We start from the raw sequence: 23,876 nt of genomic DNA, 5'->3' as shown, positions 1-23,876 counted from the left end.
CTTTGATTACAAAGCCGACTCCCCAATCTGCCGGTAAGTCAGGTTGATCCGCTCATCGACCGGTTTCTTGGTCTTCGGGATTTCATGCTTCCAGAATCGCTGCATCGTTCCTGCCATGATGATCAGCGTGCCATGACCAACCGGGAAGCTCATCGTTTCTTTTGTTTGGTTGTGCTTGATCCGGAAGTTCCGGGTCGCTCCCAACGACAAGGAACCGATCACGCTTCCCATTTCCGGTTCGTCATCGGCGTGCATCCCCATGCTGTCCTGACCTGATCGATAGCGGTTGAGCAGGCAATAGTTGTACTCGCCCTGTACCGCTTCGATCTTCTCCTTGATCTCCCGCAGCGTCGGCGTCCACGGAAGTGCGACATTGACTGTTCCTGAGTATCGATAGGTCGCACCGGCATCCCCGTAGGAAGCCGTCAAACGAGGCTGCCTGTGTCCGAAGATCCCCGGCTTCTGCTCCCAATGGCACTCATCCCTGATGGCAACCAAGTAACGATCCGCCAACTCGGAAGGCAGAAAGGACTCGTCGAAATGCAGAACACCTCCATCGGCCAGTGAGATCGTTTGCATTGTTTTGGAGGGAATGCGTTTCATGCCCGCACCTGCCCAAACGCATCAAGAAACGTCTTCGGGGCTTGAGCACCCGACAAAGTGATTTTGTTTTGGACGATGAAGAAAGGAACGCCAGTGACCTGATGCTGCTGAGCTCTTTCGCCAGCTTGAGCGATGACGTCCAGCCCCGCGTCGCTGTGGAGCATGTCGTCCACGAGCTGTCGATCCAGCCCGGCTTCCGCAGCCACCTCCCTCAGCGTTTGCTGACCACCAATGTCCCTGCCTTCGCTGAAGTAAGCCCGGAACAGCCCCTCCACGACCGCGTCCTGACAGCCATGCTGACCGGCAAACCAAATCAGTCGGTGAGCATCCACCGTGTTGGGCGTCCGCTCTGTTTTTTCGAAATCAAAATGAATCCCTTCGGACTCGCCAACGGCCTTGAGTTCCGCATCCAGCTCCATGGAGCGTTCCCAACTGCCAAATTTCCGAGAGCGATATTCTTTGCGGGGAATGCCTTCTTGGGGCATCGTCGGGTTCAGCTGGAATGGATGCCAGCGAACCAGCACCTCACGCTGGCCGTCCAGCGCGGCAATCGCCTTTTCAAGCCGCCGCTTGCCGATGTAGCACCAGGGGCAGATGACATCCGAAATCACATCGACGGTAACATTCATTGTGGCTCCTGATTCAACGATAGAAGTCGATCCACTTGAACGTGATCGACTTTGGATTGTCGTCCAACAAGGCCTTGGGAAGTTGCATCTCGAAGTACCCTTCGTTCAACGGAATCCTTCTGACGGGTTCCCCATCCTTGTCCAACATACGAATGTCCATCCAGGACGGATGCTTCGCATCCAGCGGCGAATCATCTTTGCTGATTCGCCGTTTGCCATCCTGACTCGAAACGCTCGCTTCAAGCATCCTTTTGCCGTTGATGACTTGAAGTCTCTCCAGCCCTTTCAGGTGCAACCGCAACATCACGCTGGCCGGCCAATGGTCATCACTGCGTTCGACAACCGCCTGACTGATTCCCTTCGGGCTTTGAACTTCGATGACGACGCGGTCCTCTTCAGCCGCGATCTTCACCTTGTCGCGATCGTGCTTGGTCGTGATTCGGAATGCTGGGTCATCGCCGCACGCGGTGACGCAGTTCGTCATCCCCAGCATGACCGGCAAACAAAGGACGGAGACTGCCAGAAGCTTTGAAATGGTGAACACTTCCAATCGTTTCGGTTCCAAGGGATTCTTCATTGCCACGATTCTAACCGGAGCGACCACGAGCAGGATAGAATTGGCGTCCCCCCTTTGGAGATACCCATGAAGATTTCACGCCGACAATTCTGCGGAGCTCTCGGAGCCGGCCTCGCCATGTCCAACGCGGACCTGTTCGCGGATCCGACGCCTCCCAAGCCACTCCGAGTGATCGCCTACAACATTTACCGACTCGCGGGATGGCCGAATCAACGTAGCTCGGCGAAGGAAGCGGTTGCCAAAGGGCAGATGGCAAAGCGATTGGCGATGGAACTGGCCCTGCACGATCCCGACATCATCAACTTCTCCGAATCACCCGCGGTGGAATTGACCGAAGAAGTGGCCGAACTTCTCGGAATGAATCATGTTCGATTTCCAAGCGGTGGCAATTGGCCAGGAACGCTGCTGAGTAAGTTCGAGATCACGGAGTCAAAGAACGCCCCCATGCAAGGCGGCAGGCCGAAAGAGTTGTTCACCCGACATTGGGGACAAGCCACGGTGAACGTGTCGGACGACGAACCATTGATCGTGCATTCGGCCCATCTCTTCCCAACCGCCGATCCCACCGTTCGGCTGAGAGAAATTCGAGCGATGATCGAAGCGATGAAACCAGATCTGGATGCCGGTCGGTCGATGCTTTTGATCGGCGACCTGAATCACAGTCCCGACACAGATGAATACAAACTTTGGATGGACGCTGGTTGGGTCGACACGTTCACCCAAGTCGGCCAAGGCGAAGGCCCAACCATCAAGTCGGACATTCCCAAGTGGCGGATCGACTACGTCCTGGCAGCTGGACCGATTGCCGATCGAATCGTTGAATCCAGGCCCTTGTTTGAAGGGGCCTTCCGGCTCAACATCAATGACGAGACCTCGTTTGCCTTGAGTGATCATCTTCCGCAATTGGCAGTCTTTGAATCGCAATAGACGAACCTCCTCCGAAAATGGCAGAGGCGAAAGTTCCATGGACGGTGGGACGACAGTCTCGTCGTTCAAGCATCGAACGACGCCGCGCCAACGAACGACACACTTGGCAGATTCCCTGATCGACGCCAAAGGGCCGTCTCTGAAATCACAGCCGGTGCTTTGGGGGGGAGGATCGATGACACCAGCGGAACTTCTCAACGCTGGCACTCGGCAAACGACGCGGAGGCACGTCGTCCCCTTGGAAATCCGCCCCCTCGATCGGCTGTCGAGGGTCATCAACGCCAGGAATCATCGTCAGCTCAATTGTGTGGGGCCGAAAATCCCCTAGGTTTTCTCCGTAAAACCAATTGGATTTGTGGAGTGTATTTGGCATGGACGAAGAATCGGCGAACAAACATGAGCTATTCCTGACGCTATTCACCGCGAATGAGGCGGCGATTCGTGCGTTTGTGCGCCGCTTGGTGCCCACTCGGCAGGACACAGCCGACGTGATGCAGGGGATCACGCTCGTTCTTTGGCGGAAGTTTGACCAACTCGACGATCGCGATGGGTTTCGCAAGTGGGCGTTTCGCGTGGCTCGATATGAATCGCTCGGATGGCTTCGCGACAAGGGTCGTGACCGTCATGTGCTGTCCGAGGACCTGCTTCACTTGGTCGCTGAAGAGGCAACTCGGGATGAATTCTGGCTGGCTGCCCAGCGTGATGCGTTGGATCAATGCCTTGAAAAACTACCTCAACCGAACAGACAACTTGTACTAGCGGCCTATGCGCCGGAAGCCGAGATTCAACAGGTTGCTCAGCGGAGCGGTCGGACGGTGGGCGCGTTTTATCAATGGTTGCACCGGATTCGCTTGCAACTGGTTGAGTGCACCCGACGGACCCTCGGGACGGAGGGACTGTCATGAGTCGTCCTTCTGACAAGCAAACTCTGATTGCAGACTATGCAGCCGGAATCATTGACGCCGATGCCCTCGGCGAGCTTGAACGATCGCTGCGTGTGGATGCAGAGTTCCGACGTGCCTTCATTGAATACCTGAATCTGGACTCAGCCCTATCAGATCTGGCCGCTCTCTCGGATGCCGAATTCGATGCGATCAATTCGGAGCACGCGCCGACTCCGGAAACCCCCGTCGTCCTTCCGCGGTCAGCTTGGCAACCTTTTGGCGTTCTGGCTGGCCTCGCTGCTGCCGTGCTCTTGGTCGTGGGAATCGTATGGTTCAAACCAACGGCCGAACCACAATCGACAGCGGCAGCAGTCACGGTGGAGGTCATTTCTCTCGATGCGGCCCAACTGGCTAGTGTCGATCAGACAGTTCGGGTTGGCGACTGGATCGAATGGAATCGCATCCGCCTGGAATCAGGAGCAATCCAGGTTCGATTGGACAATGGTGTTGTCCTCGACTTGTCTGGTCCACTGGACGGCACCCTGGAATCCTCGATGCGTTTGCGACTCGCGCACGGGCGTCTGAATGCGGATGTTGGGGAGTCAGGCCAAGGCTTCACGGTCGTGACCGATCATGGAGAAATCATCGATCTTGGCACTCGTTTCGGCGTCGATGTGTCTGACGACGAAGCGAGCGTGGCTGTCTTTGACGGTGAAGTCAAAGTCGACTCTCACGGCAATTCCAAAATTGGACGCCCGCTGAACGTCTTCGAAGGCGAAGGGGTCCGTCTTCGCAAAGGTCGCAAGCCGCGTCGACTGTCCGCGGTCTGGTTGTCGCAAGGACCATTCGGTCTTTCTGCGAGCAACGCCTCTTCGATCGTGCTCAATGTCACGGACAATGCGGCGACCGATGGCTTTCACCGCTTTTACGGAATCCTTTCCGGTGGAATGCGTGAAGGAACCATTGCCTACACGACGCATGCTTCCACTCCGCGACCGGACGTTGTTTGGCGAGCCGCGGAAGGCGAAGAGTTCCCTGCCGAATTGCTCGGCGCCGACGTCGTTTGCCCGTTCCACGTCGATCGGCAAGAACAGTCGCTGACCATTTCATTGCAACTTGCAGGATCGGCAGACGTTTACGTCATGCATGACCGACGCAGGCAGCCCGCTGCCTGGCTACAGAACGGATTTCAAAAAACCGAGTGGACGCTTCGCAGCGGACCATGGCGTCCGGTGAGCCCTTTGGCTCAGGGAATCGAACCGGATCAAGCTGGTGACCTCTACGTTCAGTACTCGGTCTGGAAGAAGCGTGTCGCTGCAGCGAGCAACGTTGAACTCGGTCCACCCCAGACCGATGGCGATCGAGGAAACAAGGCGATGTACGGCATCGCCGTCAAAGGCATCCCCGGACTGTAATCATTGATGACCACCCAATTCCCCCCACATGAATGTCGCATGACCTGCCACTTCATTCTTTCAACTGGATCGCGAATGTTCCGCCTGTTTGTCTCCTTGATCACGCTGCCAGTTGTGTTGGCTGCTTCCCCCGTGTTGGCTCAGCCAGCCACGTTGCAAGAGATGTTTGAGACGGTCGACGCCAATCAAATTGCCAAAGAATCTCGGCTGCGTGGCGATCCGGAACGCGGGGCGATCGTGTTCTACGCCTCTGCAGCCGCATGCGCGAACTGTCATGTGACTGGCGATGGACAGTCACCGCTTGGTCCCGACCTGACGCGATTGGGAGAAAGCATCACTGACGTTCACTTGGTTGAATCACTTCTGCATCCCTCCCAATCCATTCGCAAGGGCTACGAAACGGTCCAACTGCTCACAGCCGATGGTGAAGTTCGAGCGGGAATGCTGGTGTCTGAAGACGACGACAAACTGGAACTCCGCGACGCCACCAATTTAGAAGCCAGTCTCTCGATCGCGAAAGACGACATCGAAGCTCGCAATACCTCCCACGTTTCGATGATGCCCGAGGGCTTGGTCGCAACACTGAACTCCCCGCGGGAGTTCCTCGACTTGATCAGCTACCTGCTTGCGATTCATGAAGGTGGCCGCGAGCGAGCTGATGCCCTGAAGCCAACCGCGGAGCAATTGATTCCCAAAGACGACACCATCAACCTGAATCACGCCCAGATCATCCGGCGGGCTGAAAACGGAAAGCTGAAACGCGGCAAACAGATTTACGAGTCCACGTGCTATCAGTGCCATGGCAAAGATGGAAACACGCCCTCGCTGGCAACCGCCCGAGCGTTCGGCACACAGAAGCTGAAGTTCGGTGCCGACCCGCACAGCATGTTCAAAACGCTCTCGCATGGAAACGGCTTGATGGCGGCTGCTTCGGCTCTGTCCCCACGGGAACGTTACGAAGTCGTGGCCTACATTCGTCAGCAGTTCATGAAGGACTCCAACCCGGACTACTTTCCGGTCACACCGAAATACTTGAGTTCGCTGCCCAAGGGCACGGACATGGGAGACTTCAAGCTCGATCCCGATCGCGACTACGGCCCGGCGCTGGCATCGCAACTGGGCCGCGACGTCAACAGCGCGTTGACGGTCAAACTGGGCAACCTCTCGATCGCCTACGACTTACACACGATGGATCAAGCCGCGATTTGGTCCGGCGGTTTTCTGGATGTGGATCAAACTCAACACAAACGCGGCCGAGGTGAAGGGTATCCCAAACCGCGAGGCCAAATGGTTGCGGCGTTGGACCTTTGGCAATGGGGACACGATGGATCGCTGGACTATCCGAAAACGGATCTGTTGCCGCGTGGTCCGCTGCCACAGGGTTGGCTGGACTACCACGGCCACTTTCTCTGCGGCGATCAAATCGTATTGAATTACTCCATCGATGGCCGCCAGATTCTTGAAGTGCCATCCGCGATACCGAATCAAACGGCAATCCGACACACGCTGACAATTCAGGGCGGGAAGGGTTTGCTGCTGGCAGTCGGAAAATCGGGCCCTGGTCGCGTCCGTCCCATTTTGCGGGGCGACGTTGATGAAGTGACGCTTTCTTTGGATGACCAGCAACGATGGGTCGTGAAGATTCCCGCAGGTGAAACAACACGCGTGATCGACATCGTTCGATTCGGGGATGCTGCTGCCGACGCAAAGGATCTAGCACTCTCGGCGATTGATCCCGCCGCGATGACGGCAGGTGGCGACCTGCGCTGGCCAGAAGTCTTTGAAACGATCGGCTACCGGGGCTTTCAATCCGGTGCTTACGAAGTCGACACCATTTCGATCCCGCAGTCGACACCCTGGAATACATGGTTCCGCACGTCAGCGATCGATTTCTTTCCCGATGGCCGAATGGCGGTGGCAACGGTCGGCGGTGACGTGTGGATCGTGTCCGGCATCGACGACGACTTGCTGAATGTGCGCTGGAAACGGTTCGCGGGCGGAATGTTCGAACCCTTTGGAATCAAAGTGGTCGACGGGCTGGTTTACGTGAATTGCCGAGACCGACTGACGCGACTGCACGACACCAACCAGGACGGCGAGGCGGACTTCTATGAAAGTTTCAGCGCCGACACGGACGTTTCGACGTTCTTCCATGCCTTCAACTTCGATTTGCAGACGGACGCGGAAGGCAACTTCTACTACGCCAAAAGCGGTCAGTACACGGATTACAAATTGCCAGGGGCGATCGTCAAGGTTTCCGCCGATGGAAAAAGCCGCGAGGTGATCTGCACCGGACTGCGAACGCCCAATGGAATGGGAATTCTGCCCGATGGTCGGCTGACGGTCAGCGACAACCAGGGCACGTGGATGCCAGCGTCGAAGATCAATCTCGTCAAACGGGGTGGCTTTTATGGTTACGTGCAGAACAAAGGTGGCGGTGCATGGGCGCCGGACGGTGGAAAGATCGATCACCGAAAAGTGGTTCCGCCAAAGACCTTCGACCCGCCGCTGATTTGGATGCCGCAGGAGGTCGACAATTCATCGGGCGGCCAAGTCTTCGTGGAAGACCAGCGGTTTGGTCCCTTGGCGGGTCGATTGCTGCACACCAGTTTTGGCCAGGGGCATTTGTTCTATCTGATGACGCAGGAAGTGGACGGTTTGGCGCAAGCCGCCCTGGTTCGGTTCCCGCACGAATTTGGTACCGGCATCATGCGAGGACGCGTCAACCCCGTCGATGGACAACTGTATGTGACGGGGCTGAATGGATGGAACGACAACGGACGTGGCGACCTTGCCGATGGCGGCATCTATCGCGTTCGCCACACCGGCAAGCCCATTCGCATGATCACGCACTGCGAAGTGCATCCCGGCGAACTTCGACTCCGATTCAACTTCCCACTGGATCATGCTGCATCGACTGGCGCATCTGCGTACGTGGCCGAGCAATGGAACTACAAGTGGACCGAGAATTACGGTTCCGACTTCTATCATCCCGAAACGGGTGAAGTTGGAAAACAAGACCTGCCGATCGAATCGGTTTCCCTCAGCGAGGATGGCAAAACGCTGTCATTGTGGACACCCAATTTGCGTCCCGTCGATCAATTGCACTTGCATATGGAAGTGCAGGACTCCAGCGGCAATCCCTTCAAAGAAAACATTTACTGGACCATCCACGGTATCCCGAACGATTGACCCTTCAGAATCTTTGCAAAACGCATCCCAACGTAGGATAGGCTTCCAGCGATGTCAGATCACTCACACCAACAGGCAGCCAAGTGAACAAGTTCATCATCTTCTGCATCCCTCTGGTTTGGCTTTCAGCAACGCTTGCCAACGCGGCAGATTCTCGACCCAACATCATCGTGTTCTACACGGATGATCACGGCCACGCGGATCTGTCCTGCCAAGGAGTTCTTGACGACATCAAGACGCCCAATGTGGATGCGTTGGCAAGGATTGGCGTGTTGGCCCGGCATGGCTACAGCACGGCGCCGCAGTGCGTGCCGTCGCGAGCCGGATTGCTGATCGGAAAGTTCCAATCGAAGTTCGGCGTCGAAGCCAACGGAAAAACGTTGCAGGGATTCGATCGCGAGCTGACGATTGCCGAACGCCTGCAGGATGCGGGGTACATGACCGCGCAATTCGGGAAATGGCACCTCGGACCAGGGCCCAAAATCACCGAGCACGGATTCAAGCACGTGTTCAACCAAAACTCCGCCGCCCCCTTTGCCGCCAACATCAATCTGGATGGCAGCGATCGCGAGATGTCGAGCTTGCATCCCCAGATGTATCACGTCGATGGATGCAGCCAAGCCGCGGCCTCGCTGATCGAACGATACAAAGACGATCCCTTCTTTCTGTATGTCGCGTACCGTGCCCCCCACGTCCCGTTGGACGCGCCGCCAAAGTACCTGAATCGATTCCCGGGCAAGATGCCCGAGCGACGTCGGCAAGCATTGGCAATGCTGTCCGCAGTGGACGATGGTGTCGGACGGATCACCGAGACGCTGGCCGAGAACAATCTGACCGAAAAGACACTGATTTTCTACATCGGCGACAACGGCGCACCACTGAAGATTCACAAGCGTGATGCTCCCGGTGGAGGTCCAGGCTGGGACGGTTCTTTGAACGACCCGCTGAACGGTGAAAAAGGGATGCTCTCCGAAGGCGGCATGCACGTCCCGTTTGTGATCGCTTGGCCCGGAACGATTCTCGCCGGGCAAGTGTTCGAGCACCCGGTCAGCGCTCTGGACGTGGCGGCAACGGCTGCGGATTTGGCGAACATCGAATCGAAACCCGGGGACTTCGACGGCGTCAACTTGATTCCGTATCTCACCGGGAAAACGAACGAACCACCGCATGAATTCCTCGCCTGGCGTTGGGTTGCCCAATCGGCCATTCGCGAAGGCGATTGGAAGCTGCTTCGCGGCGGTGACCGCGAGTATTTGTACAACCTAAAAAATGATCTCGAAGAGCAACACGATCTCGCGGGTGATCACCCAGAGATTGCCGATCGTTTACGCGAAAAGCTATCGGGCTGGGCCAGCCAGCTCGATCCGCCCGGCTTGTCCAACGGCGAGATGTCCAAAGCGGCCACCGACTACTTCGATTTCTATCTCGACGGTAAACCGGCGACACCGCTGCCTACAAACCCCATCCCGAAAACCGATTCGGCAAGTTCCCAATCAGGATCCAAGAAGTCAGCGTCTGCATGGATCGTCCGCAACGGCAAAATGGATGTCACTAGCGAGGGTTTGCAGATCGCCCCGCAAACGCTGGGCACGAAGCAAACACCGTTCATCACTCGAAATGGTTTGCGTTTGGCCGGCCCGGTTTCCGTCAACATGGTTGTCAAAACGGCAACGTCCGGTGCGATCGGCCTCTGCTGGCGAAACTCAGCCGACAAGGGTTTCGTCGCGGCCAAGCGAATCAATGTTGGCGTCGAGAAATCGGGCCAGTGGCAAACGATCCAAACCAGTCTGCCCGGTGATTCGCCAATCATTCACGTCCGCGTCCACCTTCCCGCCGGCACCACGTCGATCAAGTCCATCGAACTGAAACCCGCTCACGGGAAAACCGTGACTCTATCTCAATAAGCAGTTCGGCAGGAGTCTTTCAGCTTTTGTTTTTTGGGGGTCGCGTCGTTGCTCCCACGTACAACCGGGGCTAACGCCCAAACGGCTCACTTCGTTGCACCCGATCATTCCTGCCGACCTGCTTAGCTGGGGCTGCTGCCTTGGAAGCGGCTCTTTGCCTGATTACCCCTGAAAACCGCACCCTCGAACCCACGCCTCGCTAACAAGTTGGATCTCTTTATGAATACCCGCTCTCGCAACTGGTTTCCGTGGAAGCTTGCTGCACAATGTCCTGTGCCATCCATCGCCCTCGCCATCGTGCTGCTGTGCGGGTCGACAGCCATGGCCGCGAAACCGAACTTTGTGATCACCATCGCCGATGATCACGGCGTGCATCATTCGTCGGTGTATGGATCCAGCGAGTTCCAAACGCCCAACCTTCAACGAATGGCGGAAGAGGGGATTCGATTCGACAACGCCTATGTCGCATCCCCCGCCTGTGCCCCCAGTCGCGCGGCACTTTTCACGGGTCGAATGCCCTACAGCAACGGCGTCGTTGGCAACCACGAAACCGATTTCAAACCCGGTGTCGTTTCGCTGTTGCCGGCACTGTTGGAACAAGGGTACGAGGTCGTTTTTCATGGCAAGGTTGGGCACGCCGGCAGGAAGCACTTCGGCCAATACGTGCCCGACGGTGTCAAGATTCTGGGCGGCGGCGGTTTGCAACAAACGATGACGCTGGATCAGGTTGAAACGTTTCTGCAGCAACGCCCTGAAGACGCTGCACCACTGGCCCTGTTCCTTGGTTGGACAGACACGCACACCGCGTGGCCGCCCAAAGAGGAGGCCAGAATCGCTCCCGAAGACGTCGTCATTCCGCCCAAGATCTTCGACACGCCCGAAGCCCGAGTGGAAATGACGCGATACGTCGAAGGAGCCGAAGACATCGACCGCCGCGTCGGCCAAACTCGACAACTGATCGCCAAACACCTGGACGTGAACAACACCCTGGTCGTTTATACCTCGGACCATGGGATGCCGTGGCCGTTCGCGAAATGGTCTCTCTACGAAACGGGGATCCGCACCCCTTTGATTGCGGTTTGGCCCGGCAAGATCCAGCCCAGGTCGTCGACCGATGCGATGGTCAGTTGGATCGATCTGATGCCGACCCTGATCGACTTGGCCGGTGGAACATCGCCCTCTGGCATCGACGGACGGTCGTTCGCCAAGGTGTTGTTTGGCGAAACCGACCAACATCGCGATGTGATCTTCGCAACGCACAAAGGGGACAAAGAAAAAAATGTCTACCCGATTCGCAGCGTCCGCGCGGGCAAATGGAAATACATCCGCAACCTGCACCCGGAATTCGCCTACACCACCCACACCGACGTGTGGGCCAAGGAATCCCCGCGTGACCCCAAGCACTGGGCGCATGCCGGCCGCCACTGGCAATCGTACATCGAGGCAGCCAAAACGGACCCCAAGGCGGCCGCGTTCCTGCATGACTATCACAGCAGTCCTGCCGAAGAGCTTTATCAAATTGAGCAGGACCCGTACGAACAGAACAACCTTGCGGGATCGCCTGACCACGCTGCGAAGCTAGTGGAACTGCGAGCGATGGTTTCCAAGCGAATGGAAGAAGTCGGCGATGACGAATCGCTCAGCGGTCCGCCGCAGTTACTGAAAGACTTCGCACTGCCGCCTGCCCATCAATAAAGATTTCCCGCAACCGGGATCATCAACCCGGTCAACCACCCCCCGAAGCCCATCGCCCCTTCCAACCGACCTACTCGATCACGTCATTCTTCACTGGAACGTCATGCAACACTGCATTCGATTTGCTGCAACCTGCATCCTGCTGCTTGCCATGCCGCTGGTCGCACACGGAGCCGACCAACCGAACATCGTCGTCATCTTGGTCGATGACATGGGTTTTTCGGATATCGGTTGCTACGGCGGTGAGATCAACACGCCCAACATCGATGCGTTGGCGGCAGGCGGAGTTCGGTTTTCTCACTTTCGCAACAACTCTCGTTGTTGCCCAACGCGTGCGACACTGATGACCGGTTTACCGACGCACCAAACGGGCATCGGCCACATGACGGGATTGAAACATGACCTTGGTGTACCGAGCTATCACGGGGCAATGAACCGAAATTGCGTCACGATCGCTGAAGTCTTGAAACCCGCCGGTTACGCCACCTTGATGTCTGGAAAATGGCACCTCGGAATGCGAGACAAAAGTTACTGGCCACTCCAACGAGGATTCGAAAAGTACTACGGCAGCTTGACTGGAGCGTTTCGCTATTTCAAGCCGGATGAAATCACAAGTCAAAACGAACTGGTGGAGTCGCGGGAGAGCACGACGGATCGACCGTACTACACGACAGATGCCTTCACTGATCACGCGATCAAATTTATCGAAGAAGAAACAGCATCGAAAGCCAAGCGTCCTTTCTTTTTGTACTTGGCGTACAACGCGCCCCATTGGCCTCTGCAAGCTCACGAACAAGACATCGACAAGTACCGTGACACCTACGCGATCGGCTGGGATCAACTTCGTCTGCAACGCTACCAGCGACAGATCGAACTGGGGCTGATCGACCCAAACTGGAAGTTGTCGCCGCGCGACGATCAGGTTCCCGCGTGGGACTCGCTCAATGCCGACCAGCAGAAACTGGAATCACTACGCATGGCCGTTTACGCGGCCATGGTCGACCGGGTGGATCAGAACATCGGCAAGCTGATGAGCCGGTTGAATGAAATGGGCGTGGCCCAAGACACGTTGGTGATCTTCCTATCCGACAACGGCGCGTGCCAAGAAGGCAAGCTGATGGCGGATCCGACATTTGCGGACGCCGAACTTCGCAACGTCCAGCCTGGGATTGGCACGACCTACAGTCGTCCTTGGGCCAACGCCTCCTCGACACCGTTTCGGTTTTACAAGCACCACACCTACGAAGGCGGTGCCGCCACTCCCTTCATCATGCACTGGCCCGCCGGCATCAAACCGCAAGAGAACTGGTATGCGTCCAACGCTGATTTGATCGACTTGATGCCGACGTTCATTGAGCTTAGCGGAGCATCGTACCCCAGCCATGCCCACGGCAACGCGATCCCGGAACTGCCCGGCATTTCCCTGGTTCCTGCAATGAAGGGAGAAAAGCTTGACCGGGAAAACTGGCTGTTCAACGAGCACGAAAGCAATGGTTTGGTGATCGATGGCGATTGGAAACTTGTCGCCAACGCCGTTGCAGGAAAACAGGCAGCCAACGAAGACGCGTGGGAACTTTACAACCTCAAAGACGATCGCACCGAACTTCACGATCTGTCCTCGAAATTCCCTCAGCGACGGAAGCAGATGGCAGACGCATGGAACCAGTGGGCCAACGACGTCCAAGTCTTTGCTGTACCTTCACGGCGAGCCCGACCCCACAAGCAAGAGGGCAAGCAATGACCCCACTCCGTCCGATTGGCACCCTCGTCTTTGGCTGTGCGATTTTTGTGGCGTTCGATAGCACGCTGCATGCTGCACCGCCGACGGCATCCATTCCGCAAGAGTCACTGCAAACGAAACGCGAGGCACCAAACGTCGCCGAAGTGGTTGGCTCAGAAGACAGTGGTTGGGTGACTTGGCACCCGATGTCAGTTCGTTTCCAAGGACCTGCATCCACCGAAACCAGTTGCGATCCCAATCCCTTTCTGGATTATCGGCTGCAAGTCGAATTCAAAGGCCCGTCTGGGAACACGACGCACGTTCCTGGTTACTTCGACGGCGATGGAGAGGGTGGTGATGAAGGCAATGTGTGGCGAGTAAGATTCACTCCGGACGAGAATGGAACCTGGACCTACCACGCATCCTTTCGTGTTGGTGAAAGCGTTGCTGTTTCACTGGATGCGGATGCGGGCGAGCCAATCTCTTTTGACGGGGAGTCGTTCAAGACACCCAATCGTCAAGCACTGTCGAACAGTGTGGCGATCGCACGAACCTTCATGGAAGAACACCTGCCATTCTGGGAGATGTCACCGGCCGATGAATTGGTCGAAGGCGAATCGACTCTGAAGGTCGGGCTGGGTGCGGGAAAATCGTTTCCATTGGACGCTCAGGTTTTTTGCAAACCAGGTCACGTCTACGCGATCTACTATCCAACCGCATCGAAGACGGGGCAACTCGATCTGAGCAGCGATGACGGGAAGTTTCAAGCAAAGTGGTACAACCCCAGAACCGGTCAGTTTGAAGGAACCACCGCGAGCCTGCACGCGGGGAATTGGATCCCGCTCCCCACTGCACCATCAGCCCCCAATCAGGATTGGGTGCTGCTCCTAACCGTTCAAAATGATGAAAGAAGAAACGAACGATGAAAACGACTTGCCTGATAGTTTTTGCACTCATCACAGCGACGTGGATCCCGCAGTCACCGGCACATGCAGAAAAGCCGAACGTGCTGTTCCTGATCGCCGATGACCTGAATACCGCCCTGAGTGGCTTTGGGCACAAGCAGTGCAAGACGCCGAACCTTGATCGGCTCGCTCAGCGAGGTGTGAAGTTCGAGAACATGCACTGTCAGTACCCGGTTTGCGGTGCCTCGCGTGCGTCGATCATGTCCGGCCTGTATCCGTATTCGAATCTGACTCTGGGCAATGAGGGCACCTTGCGAGGCAGCATGCCCGACGTGGTGACGCTGTCGCAGACCTTTCGCAACAACGGCTACTACGCGGGACGAGTCAGCAAGATCTACCACATGCGGATCCCGTTTGAGATCATTGACGGAACCGCGGAAAGCGATGATCCCTTCTCATGGGACGAAGCGATCAACATCCAAGCTCCGGAACAAAACGCTCCCGGGGAACGGACGAACTGGTCCCCCAAGAACAACGGGTCGCAGACGTTCACCGGAGTGATCGCATCCGGCGACGACAGCGATCACGCCGATGGGATGGCAGCCGATCGGGCCATCGAGATGCTGGAACAGGTCAAGGACAAACCGTTCTTCCTGGCGGTGGGATTCGTCCGACCGCACGTGCCTCTTGTCGCACCGAAAAAGTATTTCGCCCCATACAATCGCGATGAAATGGAAGCACCTGTCGTGCCGGAAAATGATCTGGATGACGTGCCTGGGATCATCCGCGGCTACAAACGCAACAGCACCACGTACGGGGTGACGCCGGAACTGCACCAAGGGCTATTGCAGGCCTACTACGCCAGCGTTTCCTACATGGACGCCCAGGTCGGACGCGTCCTGGATGCACTGGAAGAAAAGGGCTTGGCAGAGAATACGATCGTCGTGTTCACCAGCGATCATGGCTACCTTCTGGGGCATCACCACAAGTTCCAAAAGCAACACCTGTTCGAAGAGGCCACGCGAGTGCCGTTGATCATCAGCGTGCCATGGCTCAAAGACCAGCATGGTCGTGGGACCACAAAAATCACGGAACTGGTCGACCTCTACCCGACTCTGGCGGACTTGGCCGGCCTTGCTGCTCCGGACGCTCTTCAGGGAAAAAGTCTGACACCTCTGCTGGTCGATACCGAATCGCCTGCATGGAAGAAAAAGCAGGCATTCACGATCAGCCGCAGCGGCGGGGAATCGATTCGCACAGCGAACTGGCGTTTCACTCAGTGGGGCTTTGGCGAACGAGGTCTGGAACTGTACGACCTGAAAAATGACCCGCATGAATTCACAAACCAAGCAGCCAATCCGGAATACGCCTCGATGGTGAAGAGGTTGCGGGCGCAACTGATCGCAAAACGGGATGCCGCAGGCTTCCAGCAAAATCAGACCGCGATTGAGGAGAAGGTCGGGATGAACAAGCAAAAGAAGTGAACGCGTGAGCCGGCGATCAGATTTCCTCGCTAGGCTGGCACTTGGTTACGAAGATAAGCTGCAGGCACCCCCACTGTTGATTCAGGCGGATTTCGATCTTTCCTATCCGCCGTTTGGGCGTTGGCCCCGCGGACTGTCTCTCAGCTTCCGACATTGAGTCGTTGGAGCAACCCGAGAATTTTCTTGCTCACCGGCGTCAGCTTCGTGCGGCTGAACTGGTCGCCCAGCTTGCGGATCGCTTCGGCTTGAGTTGGATAGGGGTGAATCGCACTTCCAATCTTGCCCAGTCCCAGCCCGCCCGTCATGGCCACTGTGATTTCGGAAATCATATCGCCCGCGTTCTCGGCAACGATCGTGGCGCCCACGATCGTGTCGGTTCCTTTCTTCGTGTGAACCTTGACGAAACCCTCGTCTTTGCCTTCCAAGATCGCGCGATCGACTTCGTTGAAATGTTGGACGTAGGTGTCGATTTCGATGCCAGCGTCTTTCGCGTCACTCTCGTACATGCCCACATGCGCGACTTCCGGGGAGGTGTACGTTGCCCAAGGAATCACAAGGTCACTGGCCTTTTTCTTGCCAAACGGACCAACAGCAAACAAAGCATTCTGGATCACGATGCGGGCCTGGAAGTCGGCCGTGTGTGTGAATTGATACTTTGAGCAAACGTCGCCCGCAGCGTAGATGTTCGCATTGGTCGTCAGCAAATGATCGTTGACCTGCACACCCTTCTTATCGAACTCAACACCGACGGCTTCTAAGTTCAGGTTTTCGACGTTGGGTGCTCTGCCAACCGCGACCAGCAACTGATCGACTCGTTCGTCGTAGCTTTGGTCGTGTGAATCAACCGTCAGGCGAATTCCATCCTCGTTGCGAACCTTCAAGTTACGGCCGCAGCAGAGCAATTGGACCCCCTCATTTACCATCGCCTTTTGAACAATCTCGGCCGCTTCGCGATCTTCGCGAGGCATGATGCCGTGCTCCGATTCGACCAGCAGCACTTCGCTGCCGAGCTGAGCGAAGGCCTGCGCCATTTCGCAACCAATCGGACCAGCACCGATCACCCCCAGTCGCCGAGGCAATTCCGTGAGCGAAAAGACGGATTCGTTGGTCAAGTAGTTGACCTCACTCAGACCATCGATGGGCGGCGCGGACGCGCGTGCCCCCGAGGCGATCACCGCTCGTTTGAATTGGAGCTTCGTTCCCGCGACATCCACAGTATTGGAATCGACAAAGCTTGCTTGTCCAAAGTAAACGTCGACGCCTAGGTCCTTGAATCGCGTGGCCGAATCGTTGTGGCTGATGCCTGCACGCAGCTTCCTCATTCGCTGCATCACCGCGGCAAAGTCAACGTTGACGTCGGGCACATTGACTCCAAACCTGCTTGCCCTCTTCGCATTCGCGGCGACGCGAGCCGCGCTAATGATCCCTTTGGAGGGGACGCAGCCGACGTTGAGGCAATCACCGCCCATCAAATCTCGTTCGATCAGGGCGACGCGTGCCCCCAGTCCTGCTGCACCGGCGGCGGTGACCAAGCCAGCCGTGCCGGCCCCGATCACGACCAAGTGGTAGGGCTGCGTGGGCGTTGGATTGCTCCACTCAGGCGGGTGCACATTCGCTTCAAGGGCTTGGTTGTGTTCGTCTTTGGGCTGTAGCTGGACAAGGTCGGAAGTCATGGAAACTCAATTTTCGTGGGTGGTTGAGAAATGGTTGTGTTGTGTTTGGATGAGGTGCGTTTACACCGCAGGTTCAGCACCCGCGCGGCCGAAAAACTTCATGCCGAAACGAACGACCAAAGGAAAGACTCCGAGCAAGACAAACGCGATCACGATCTGAGTCAGTTGACTGGGAGTGAAGACGGCACCGACACCTTTGTCTGCCAGCGTTTGCAAATCGGGAACGCTGGACCCGGCGTAAACGAAAACAGCGGTGCCGGCCAGCATCCCCAGTTGACTGACCCACCAGAACGTTCGAGTACGGATCGGTGTCAGCCCCATCACGGCGTTGATGATGAAGAACGGCACTGCCGGAATCAGACGCATGGTGAACAAGAAGAACGGACCTTCTTTCTCCAATGATTGATTGAAGCTTTGCAGTCGATCGCCAAATCGCTTTTGAATCGCGTCCCGAAACAAGAATCGGCTGAGCAGAAATGCCATCGTCGCTCCTGCGGTCGATGCAAAACTGACCAGCAACAACCCGGGAGCCAGCCCAAAGTACCAACCGTATACCAATGTCAAAACGGCGGCACCCGGCAACGAAAGCCCGGTCACGACGACATAGACCAAGAAGGCTGCTCCGTAGACCAGCACCGGATTCTCGGCTTGAAAGGCCCGCAACTGGGCCTCCTGTTTCGCCAGATTCGCAAGACTCAACAGATCACCGTATTGCGTGTAGGCAATCACCACGATCGCGGCGACGATGAGGAACACGCCAAATTTCTTCAGCATCCCAGATTTCCTGTTGCCGGTTTGTGGTTCGACTTCCTTGGTCATGGCCGTTTTCCTTGAGGATGTATCAACAAACAGTGGCAGTTGCCAATTCAAACGTGAACGCAGCAAGCAGGCCGCTTGCTGTCCGAACGCATTGATAGAGAGATGACGCCAAAGCGTGACACTCCTTACAAACAGATTGCAAAATGTCGCCGAGGCTTCGCAGGTCAGCTTGGCTGGAGGATCTGAGCAGAACCGATCGCGTGCGTGTTCTCGACCTTGGTTGGTGCTGTTCTTCAGTTGATTGGTTGAGGCGTTTTCTCCGTGACCACCATTGTCTTTTTACTTTTCCACCAGCTGTCGACCGTCCAGGTGTCAAGTTCTCGGAGCAACCAGAGCGAGACGCATGCCGCCAACATCGGAAACGCCGCAAAGAACAATAGGTTCGGCTTTTCCCAGGGGTTCATGTATTGCTTGTAACAACTGATGGTGGAAACCGTGTGCAACACGGTGATCAGCCCGTAGGTCCACGTGCGAAGAAAACCGCTGAGGAATGAGAGGACCAAGACCATCTGCACGACGCCCACGCCAACCATCAAGGACGCACCAAGACCAGGCGTCAGATAGTAACGCTCGAAAATGCCCGCCGCGTGCTCCGGATTGAGAAGCTTGTCCAATGTCCACATCATGAACACGATCCCAACGCCCAGGCGAAGTGTCAAAAGGGAGAATGAAATCCGTCCGTGCAGCTTGTCTTGGTCGTTCATCATCGTTTCCAATTGAGCAATTCGTTTGGGTTGTCCATCATCTGAATGCACGGTGAAGGTGTTGCACCGCCTACGATTTCGCTCGCCAACCCCACTCACCGCTGCGACGCTTCGCACAGGCACACACTGAGGGAAGTGTGTGGGTTTGAACACCCCTCACCCTGAGCATGCTCAGCTGCCGCCAGTGACGACGGCGAATCGCCGACAGCTGCTGCGGCGTCCGTCGCTTCTGCTCTGCGGCCATTCGATGGACCTGCCCCCGGAATCCTCTGGGGCCGTGCAGTCGAATCCGACTGAACACCTCTTTGTTTCACGTCGCCCTCCGTTCTGGACCAGGGAGCACACGTCGTTGGAGTCGATCCCTTTTTCGTGTGCTTCCTGCCTTTCGTGGTTCTCACTCCACCCGGCAGCTCCTGAAAAATGGACACCACGAAAAACACGAAAGCTCAGGATTCGTTGTTTTCATCAGCTGTCTCAGCAGGTACGCAGGTGTCATCGGGTATGTGAGCCGTTGGCGTTAGCCACGGTTTTCACGCGCAGGCCAGGCGAACGCCCAAACGGCTCACATGGTTGTGCCCGATCATTCCAGCCGACCTGCTTAGCGTGGTTGTTTGTTCTCGATGCTGTTGAGCTTCCAATCGTAAGGCAACCAATTGGGCTGGGGTGTGGTGCCGTTTTCCAGAGCTTCCTTCAGCTCCGCGGAGTAGCTGGCTGCAAACGCCGAAACGCTGCCAGCGACCTGCTCAAAATCGCCGCCGTACCAGCTGTACAGCTTCGTCAGCTCCAATTGGTTGGACGAGGGATCGAAGGTGAACCAGGTTTTGTGTTGATGCACGTACTCGGTCTGCGCTTGCAGCTGTTCTTCCATTCGACTGGCCGTGTACGCCTCCTTGCGCAGTGGCGGACACCCCACTGCGGCACAGACCAATGCGAAGTGCACGCGTGGCTCGGCAAACTTGGGTCGGATCTGCTCGTGCTCCATCTGGTTCAGACTCAACTTGCGTCCGCCAATGTCGCAACGCACTGCGTCCCAGCGATCCGCTTCGGGGATGTCCTGGATCGAATCGGTTGGCATGTGATCGAGGATCAATTTCAAGGTGGAGGCGTTGTAACCGTTGATCAACAGTGCCAATTTCTCGTCGCGTCCCATCGCGTCAAACGGTGCGGCAGCAATCGCACGGAGGTAGCTGTCCAGCTTTGCCTCGTCTTCTTTCAGGGCCGCGTAGTCGACCCATCCATCGTCGTCGACATGTTTCTTCAGCAAGGAATCGAAGGTCGAATGATCCATCGTCGGTCCAGAAACACTGGCGGAATACGCTTCTTGCAATTCGACTTGCGGGGGACCAAACAGCCTCACCAATTTTTGTTCGATCGCCCCGGCGTGGAGGCATGCGAAGGTTGCTGTCCCAACAAGCAGCACTGCGGCGATCCCGATGATCACGGTGCGGCGTGTGTGGGGAGCTGACGGCAGGTTCGGCGATGCCGGATCGCTCTTCGTTGTGTCCATTTTGGGTGCCTGTGAATGGCGGTGATTGTTGCCCGAGATCGACGTCCGCGATCGCCGCGGTGGATGTCCTCACGCGGTGAATGGGCCGAAGCAGAAGCGTCTCGCCTGGGGATTGGCGTGCTCCCAGGCTGGGACGCCTAGGCCACGGTTTCGCAGCGAAGTCGCCTCAAGGCATTTCAGTGACACCACGTCGACGCGTTCGTCAGGCTTTCCTTACAGAACTATTCAGTGCGACTATTCAGTGCGACTGTTCAGTGCTGCCACGCTGGAAAGCGTCGAGACCACGTAGGGAACGACGTAGGTCAGGCCAATTTTGAACAGATGACGCGAACCGACTTGGCCGTTGAGAAGGCTGTCCCCATGATTGATGGCTGTCAGCACGGTTCCAACCACGACGCTGTAGACAAGCCCACGACAAACAATGGACCGGGCAAATGCCAGACGCAACCAGTCACGCATTTTGTGCACCCACCGTTTGAGTCACGGAAGCAATCGGATCATCCATCAGCAGAGAAAAAAACAGCCTTGTGAGATTCCACACAGACGCTCCGCCGGTGCGAGGCGACGATAGAGACATACCAAAACGCCCAGGACGCAGCCAAGGCCGCGTTGATCTCCACAGGGAATAGAGGAACGAGTTCATGGTCCGCCAAGATTTTGAAGCTCATTCAGATTGGGAGGAATGCTCGCCAGGCACCATTGCAGATCTGCACAATCGGCTCCACGCCGTTCGGCGGCGCCAGTCCGCTGTGCGGATGGGCACTCCGATCGCGGTGATGGCAGTGCTAGGAATGGGCGTTTGGAATTTCGGTGGAACAGCCAACCCACCGGAGTCCCAAGAACAGCTTCGGGAGTTCGACTTCGGTGGCGTGACCTGCAGCGAAGTCCAAGCGTCCAGTCAGCAGTATGCGACGGGACAATTGACACCCGATCAACAACAAGCTTTCACGCTTCACCTTCAGCAGTGCCCGCTTTGCCAACAAGAATCGGACGCGATGCAAACAGTCGAACTGACGCTGGTGGGTGAGAACCCGACCGGCAATTCGCCAAGCGGTTCACCAACACACAGACCCCTGCTGGCGTCGAACGTCGATTGACCAGACAGACAACTGATTACTGCTGCCAGCGTTCGGGTGGCGGTGAATACTGGAAAGTTGCCGGTCGTTTGTCGCCTCCCTTTGCCAATCGATGCCAAGTGATTGATGGAGAACGGAGAATGTCACGCATCCTCGTATCGGGATCGGGAAGGCACGTCCGACGACTTCTTCTAGATCGGTAATCAGCGAATGTTTCCGGTACCGCGGCATGCGGGACACGAGACTTTACCGTGGTTGCAACTCGGGCAGTCCGGCCTGAATATTTTGGGAGCGGTAATCGGGCTACCATTGATAGTGCGGCCCACGACGACGACCTTGCGCACACTTCTCCTGCCGTTGACGCAGTCCGGGCAAGTGACGTACGTTCGGCCTCCACACCAGAGGCAACAATCATCAGCAATCAAAGAGAACTGAGTTGCCGAACGATCGCTCTCCGATGTCTCTCCTGTCAAACGTTCCGACGATGAGGAAGGACGTGCGGTCGCGTAACAATGCACCATCAAAACTGCGTCCCGACAGGCTTCAATGGTGTCAGCAAACGTCGCGTGCGTCGCCGGAATCACGCTAGGAAGTTCGACACCAGAGGCTTCGGCGAACCTGACAGCATCCTCTGACAAAACGGCGTAGTTGCGAACTTCGTTCTCTCGATCGGTCGCGTAGTTCACGCCAACGACCTGACCAGAAAGATCGACGCAAGGACCACCGCTATTGCCCGGCTCAACGGTCGCCGTGTGCAGCATGCTCTTCCCGTCGGCCATGAACTTACTGATGCTGCCGCGGTTGGACATCAGCGAAGGCTCGTAGCGGCCTGGCAACGGGTACCCGAGTGCCACGATTTCTTCTTCCTGTCGAGGATTGCTTTTGCGGAGGGGCAATGGTGCGATATCGATCGGCTCGTCAAGCTTCAGGATTGCCAAGTCGATGTTGCTGTGCCGGCTAACAGCCATGATTGTTGCTTTCACTTCGACGCCTTGGTCGTTGGTCAGTAGCAACGCTTCGACATCTTTGACGACATGCCGATTGGTCATCGCGTGATGGGGAGTCAGTAAAAAAGCACTTCCCGAACTGACCAGGTCCAGGTTTTCGAGGCTGACCGGGGCGGTGTTGCCAGTCATTTCCATGGAATCGCCATCCGACCCGTCCGACGAATCGGTCCTTGAGCTTTCCATCTCAAAGTGAAATGGATCGTGAGCGAAGGTGTAAAGCAATCGACTCTGGACTCGCGGTCCAGGTTCAGGATTGCCCAATCCCATCACGGTCGCGAGCGTGCGACCGGCCCCCCCAAGATTCATCTCTGTCGACAGCAACAGCGACGCGTTGTGGTGTGTCGCAAACGACAGTGTCCCCGGAGTAGCTTCGCCAGACAGTTTCAGAAAATTCGCGAAGCCTTCAGCGCTGCCATTTCGAGCCGCGACGACAGCTTGGTTGTTGTAGACCGAAGCGAGCGTTTGGGCGTGAGCATCAGGAAAAAACTGCTGGACTTTCTTGATCGCCACAATCGCACGTTGGTTGATGCGAACCGCTTCCTTGATCTCCACTTCTTTTCGAGTCTGCACCGGTTTCAGGCCACCGAGATAGAAGTCCGAAACAAACCCACTGGGAGACGACTTTCCGATCGCCTCAAGGGCAGCCATCAGTGAAGCGTTACGCAAATTATCCGTTTGGAGCTGCGAAGCAACGCGATCAGCTTGCTCAGCCGACTGACGAAGAACGTCGCAAGCTTCGAGATACTCACGATCGGTTTTACTGAGCTTGTTTCTTTGCAGCACGACAGCTTGTTTGCCCGTGTTGAGTTTGACCGCAGTATCGTTGAATTCGACCATCTGAGCATCAACCGAGTGCTGACCGCTAACGTCAGTCCAGGTCCGGCGTTGAGACAGATTTTGTGCTGAAATCGGCCTCGTGATCATCACCGAGAAAGTGAGCCAAATCGCTGCGATAGAGATCACGGATCTGGCCAGAAATGGACTGGGATCACCGATGAAGTGACGATACATGCCGGAACCTTCGAGTGCGTGGAGCCGCCCTCCATTGGGCGGCACAGGTTGGTCAGAGCCGAGTGCTTGCTGGGCCGCTTGGCGAAACCAAAGGTTTCTTCTCAACAGCTAGCCCTCGCAATCGTTCCCCATAAAGGTTACACC

At 56.5% G+C, this 23,876-nt stretch carries 19 protein-coding genes; 10 read left to right on the top strand and 9 right to left on the bottom strand.

The features are described 5' to 3' along the window. Positions 1-6 precede the first annotated feature (6 nt). Genes PSR62_RS12135 through PSR62_RS12125 form a run of 3 tightly spaced genes read right to left on the bottom strand, consistent with a single transcriptional unit; the run spans position 7 to position 1,809 of the window. Positions 7-603 carry an alpha-ketoglutarate-dependent dioxygenase AlkB family protein gene (locus PSR62_RS12135; protein WP_274407991.1) on the bottom strand — a complete coding sequence of 199 codons (597 nt, stop codon included), beginning with the start codon at positions 601-603 and terminating at the stop codon, positions 7-9. Next, positions 600-1,232, bottom strand: a complete 633-nt coding sequence (locus PSR62_RS12130) for a DsbA family oxidoreductase (protein ID WP_274407990.1) — start codon at positions 1,230-1,232, stop codon at positions 600-602. The genes PSR62_RS12135 and PSR62_RS12130 overlap by 4 nt, the downstream gene beginning before the upstream one ends. Positions 1,233-1,245: 13 nt before the next feature. Continuing rightward, positions 1,246-1,809, bottom strand: coding sequence for a hypothetical protein (locus tag PSR62_RS12125; RefSeq protein WP_274407989.1), 564 nt, complete (start codon positions 1,807-1,809; stop codon positions 1,246-1,248). Positions 1,810-1,875: 66 nt separating this feature from the next. Between PSR62_RS12125 and PSR62_RS12120 the strand changes: the two genes are divergently transcribed. The 9 genes from PSR62_RS12120 (at position 1,876) to PSR62_RS12080 (ending at position 15,935) form a co-directional block, all read left to right on the top strand. Continuing rightward, a complete protein-coding gene (locus PSR62_RS12120) occupies positions 1,876-2,736 on the top strand; it encodes an endonuclease/exonuclease/phosphatase family protein (protein WP_274407988.1) in 861 nt (286 codons plus the stop codon). A 371-nt stretch (positions 2,737-3,107) separates the two neighbouring features. After that, complete coding sequence (locus PSR62_RS12115; RefSeq protein ID WP_274407986.1) at positions 3,108-3,641, top strand: sigma-70 family RNA polymerase sigma factor; 534 nt, start codon at positions 3,108-3,110, stop codon at positions 3,639-3,641. Beyond that, entirely contained in the window at positions 3,638-5,035 is a 1,398-nt protein-coding gene (locus PSR62_RS12110; protein ID WP_274407985.1) for a FecR family protein, read from the top strand. The genes PSR62_RS12115 and PSR62_RS12110 overlap by 4 nt, the downstream gene beginning before the upstream one ends. Before the next feature lie 75 nt (positions 5,036-5,110). Next, positions 5,111-8,227 carry a DUF6797 domain-containing protein gene (locus PSR62_RS12105; RefSeq protein ID WP_274407984.1) on the top strand — a complete coding sequence of 1,039 codons (3,117 nt, stop codon included), beginning with the start codon at positions 5,111-5,113 and terminating at the stop codon, positions 8,225-8,227. 83 nt (positions 8,228-8,310) lie between these two features. Continuing rightward, complete coding sequence (locus PSR62_RS12100; RefSeq protein WP_274407983.1) at positions 8,311-10,131, top strand: sulfatase family protein; 1,821 nt, start codon at positions 8,311-8,313, stop codon at positions 10,129-10,131. Between the two features lie 219 nt (positions 10,132-10,350). Beyond that, a complete protein-coding gene (locus tag PSR62_RS12095) occupies positions 10,351-11,826 on the top strand; it encodes a sulfatase family protein (protein ID WP_274407982.1) in 1,476 nt (491 codons plus the stop codon). A 103-nt stretch (positions 11,827-11,929) separates the two neighbouring features. After that, a complete protein-coding gene (locus PSR62_RS12090; RefSeq protein ID WP_274407981.1) occupies positions 11,930-13,567 on the top strand; it encodes an arylsulfatase in 1,638 nt (545 codons plus the stop codon). Beyond that, the gene (locus tag PSR62_RS12085) at positions 13,564-14,472 is read left to right on the top strand and encodes a DUF5060 domain-containing protein (protein ID WP_274407980.1); all 909 of its coding nucleotides are present in this window, start codon (positions 13,564-13,566) and stop codon (positions 14,470-14,472) included. The genes PSR62_RS12090 and PSR62_RS12085 overlap by 4 nt, the downstream gene beginning before the upstream one ends. Further along, on the top strand, positions 14,469-15,935 hold the full coding sequence (locus tag PSR62_RS12080) for a sulfatase (RefSeq protein ID WP_274407979.1): 1,467 nt from the start codon (positions 14,469-14,471) through the stop codon (positions 15,933-15,935). Before PSR62_RS12085 ends, PSR62_RS12080 begins: the two co-directional genes overlap by 4 nt. Positions 15,936-16,075: 140 nt before the next feature. Here PSR62_RS12080 and PSR62_RS12075 read toward each other — a convergent pair whose 3' ends face one another. The 5 genes from PSR62_RS12075 to nrtS form a co-directional block, all read right to left on the bottom strand. Further along, positions 16,076-17,608, bottom strand: a complete 1,533-nt coding sequence (locus PSR62_RS12075; RefSeq protein ID WP_274407978.1) for a mercuric reductase — start codon at positions 17,606-17,608, stop codon at positions 16,076-16,078. Positions 17,609-17,668: 60 nt separating this feature from the next. Beyond that, on the bottom strand, positions 17,669-18,427 hold the full coding sequence (locus tag PSR62_RS12070) for a TVP38/TMEM64 family protein (protein ID WP_274407977.1): 759 nt from the start codon (positions 18,425-18,427) through the stop codon (positions 17,669-17,671). A gap of 233 nt (positions 18,428-18,660) precedes the next feature. Beyond that, positions 18,661-19,182: a MauE/DoxX family redox-associated membrane protein gene (locus PSR62_RS12065; protein ID WP_274407976.1), complete on the bottom strand. Its 522-nt coding sequence runs from the start codon at positions 19,180-19,182 to the stop codon at positions 18,661-18,663. Positions 19,183-19,729: 547 nt separating this feature from the next. After that, positions 19,730-20,638, bottom strand: coding sequence for a DUF547 domain-containing protein (locus PSR62_RS12060; RefSeq protein ID WP_274407975.1), 909 nt, complete (start codon positions 20,636-20,638; stop codon positions 19,730-19,732). 234 nt (positions 20,639-20,872) lie between these two features. After that, positions 20,873-21,097: a nitrate/nitrite transporter NrtS gene (gene nrtS, locus PSR62_RS12055; RefSeq protein ID WP_047812997.1), complete on the bottom strand. Its 225-nt coding sequence runs from the start codon at positions 21,095-21,097 to the stop codon at positions 20,873-20,875. Between the two features lie 182 nt (positions 21,098-21,279). On the opposite strand from nrtS, the gene PSR62_RS12050 reads away from it, so the two are divergent. After that, positions 21,280-21,735: a zf-HC2 domain-containing protein gene (locus PSR62_RS12050; RefSeq protein ID WP_274407974.1), complete on the top strand. Its 456-nt coding sequence runs from the start codon at positions 21,280-21,282 to the stop codon at positions 21,733-21,735. Between the two features lie 182 nt (positions 21,736-21,917). Here the strand turns inward: PSR62_RS12050 and PSR62_RS12045 are convergent, their stop codons facing one another. Then, entirely contained in the window at positions 21,918-23,645 is a 1,728-nt protein-coding gene (locus PSR62_RS12045) for a trypsin-like peptidase domain-containing protein (RefSeq protein ID WP_274408224.1), read from the bottom strand. Between the last annotated feature and the right edge of the window lie 231 nt (positions 23,646-23,876).

This window comes from Rhodopirellula sp. P2, from assembly GCF_028768465.1.
Taxonomy (GTDB): Bacteria; Planctomycetota; Planctomycetia; order Pirellulales; family Pirellulaceae; genus Rhodopirellula.
The sequence above is the reverse complement of the archived record's forward strand: the minus strand, read 5'-3'. Positions and strand labels throughout refer to the sequence as shown.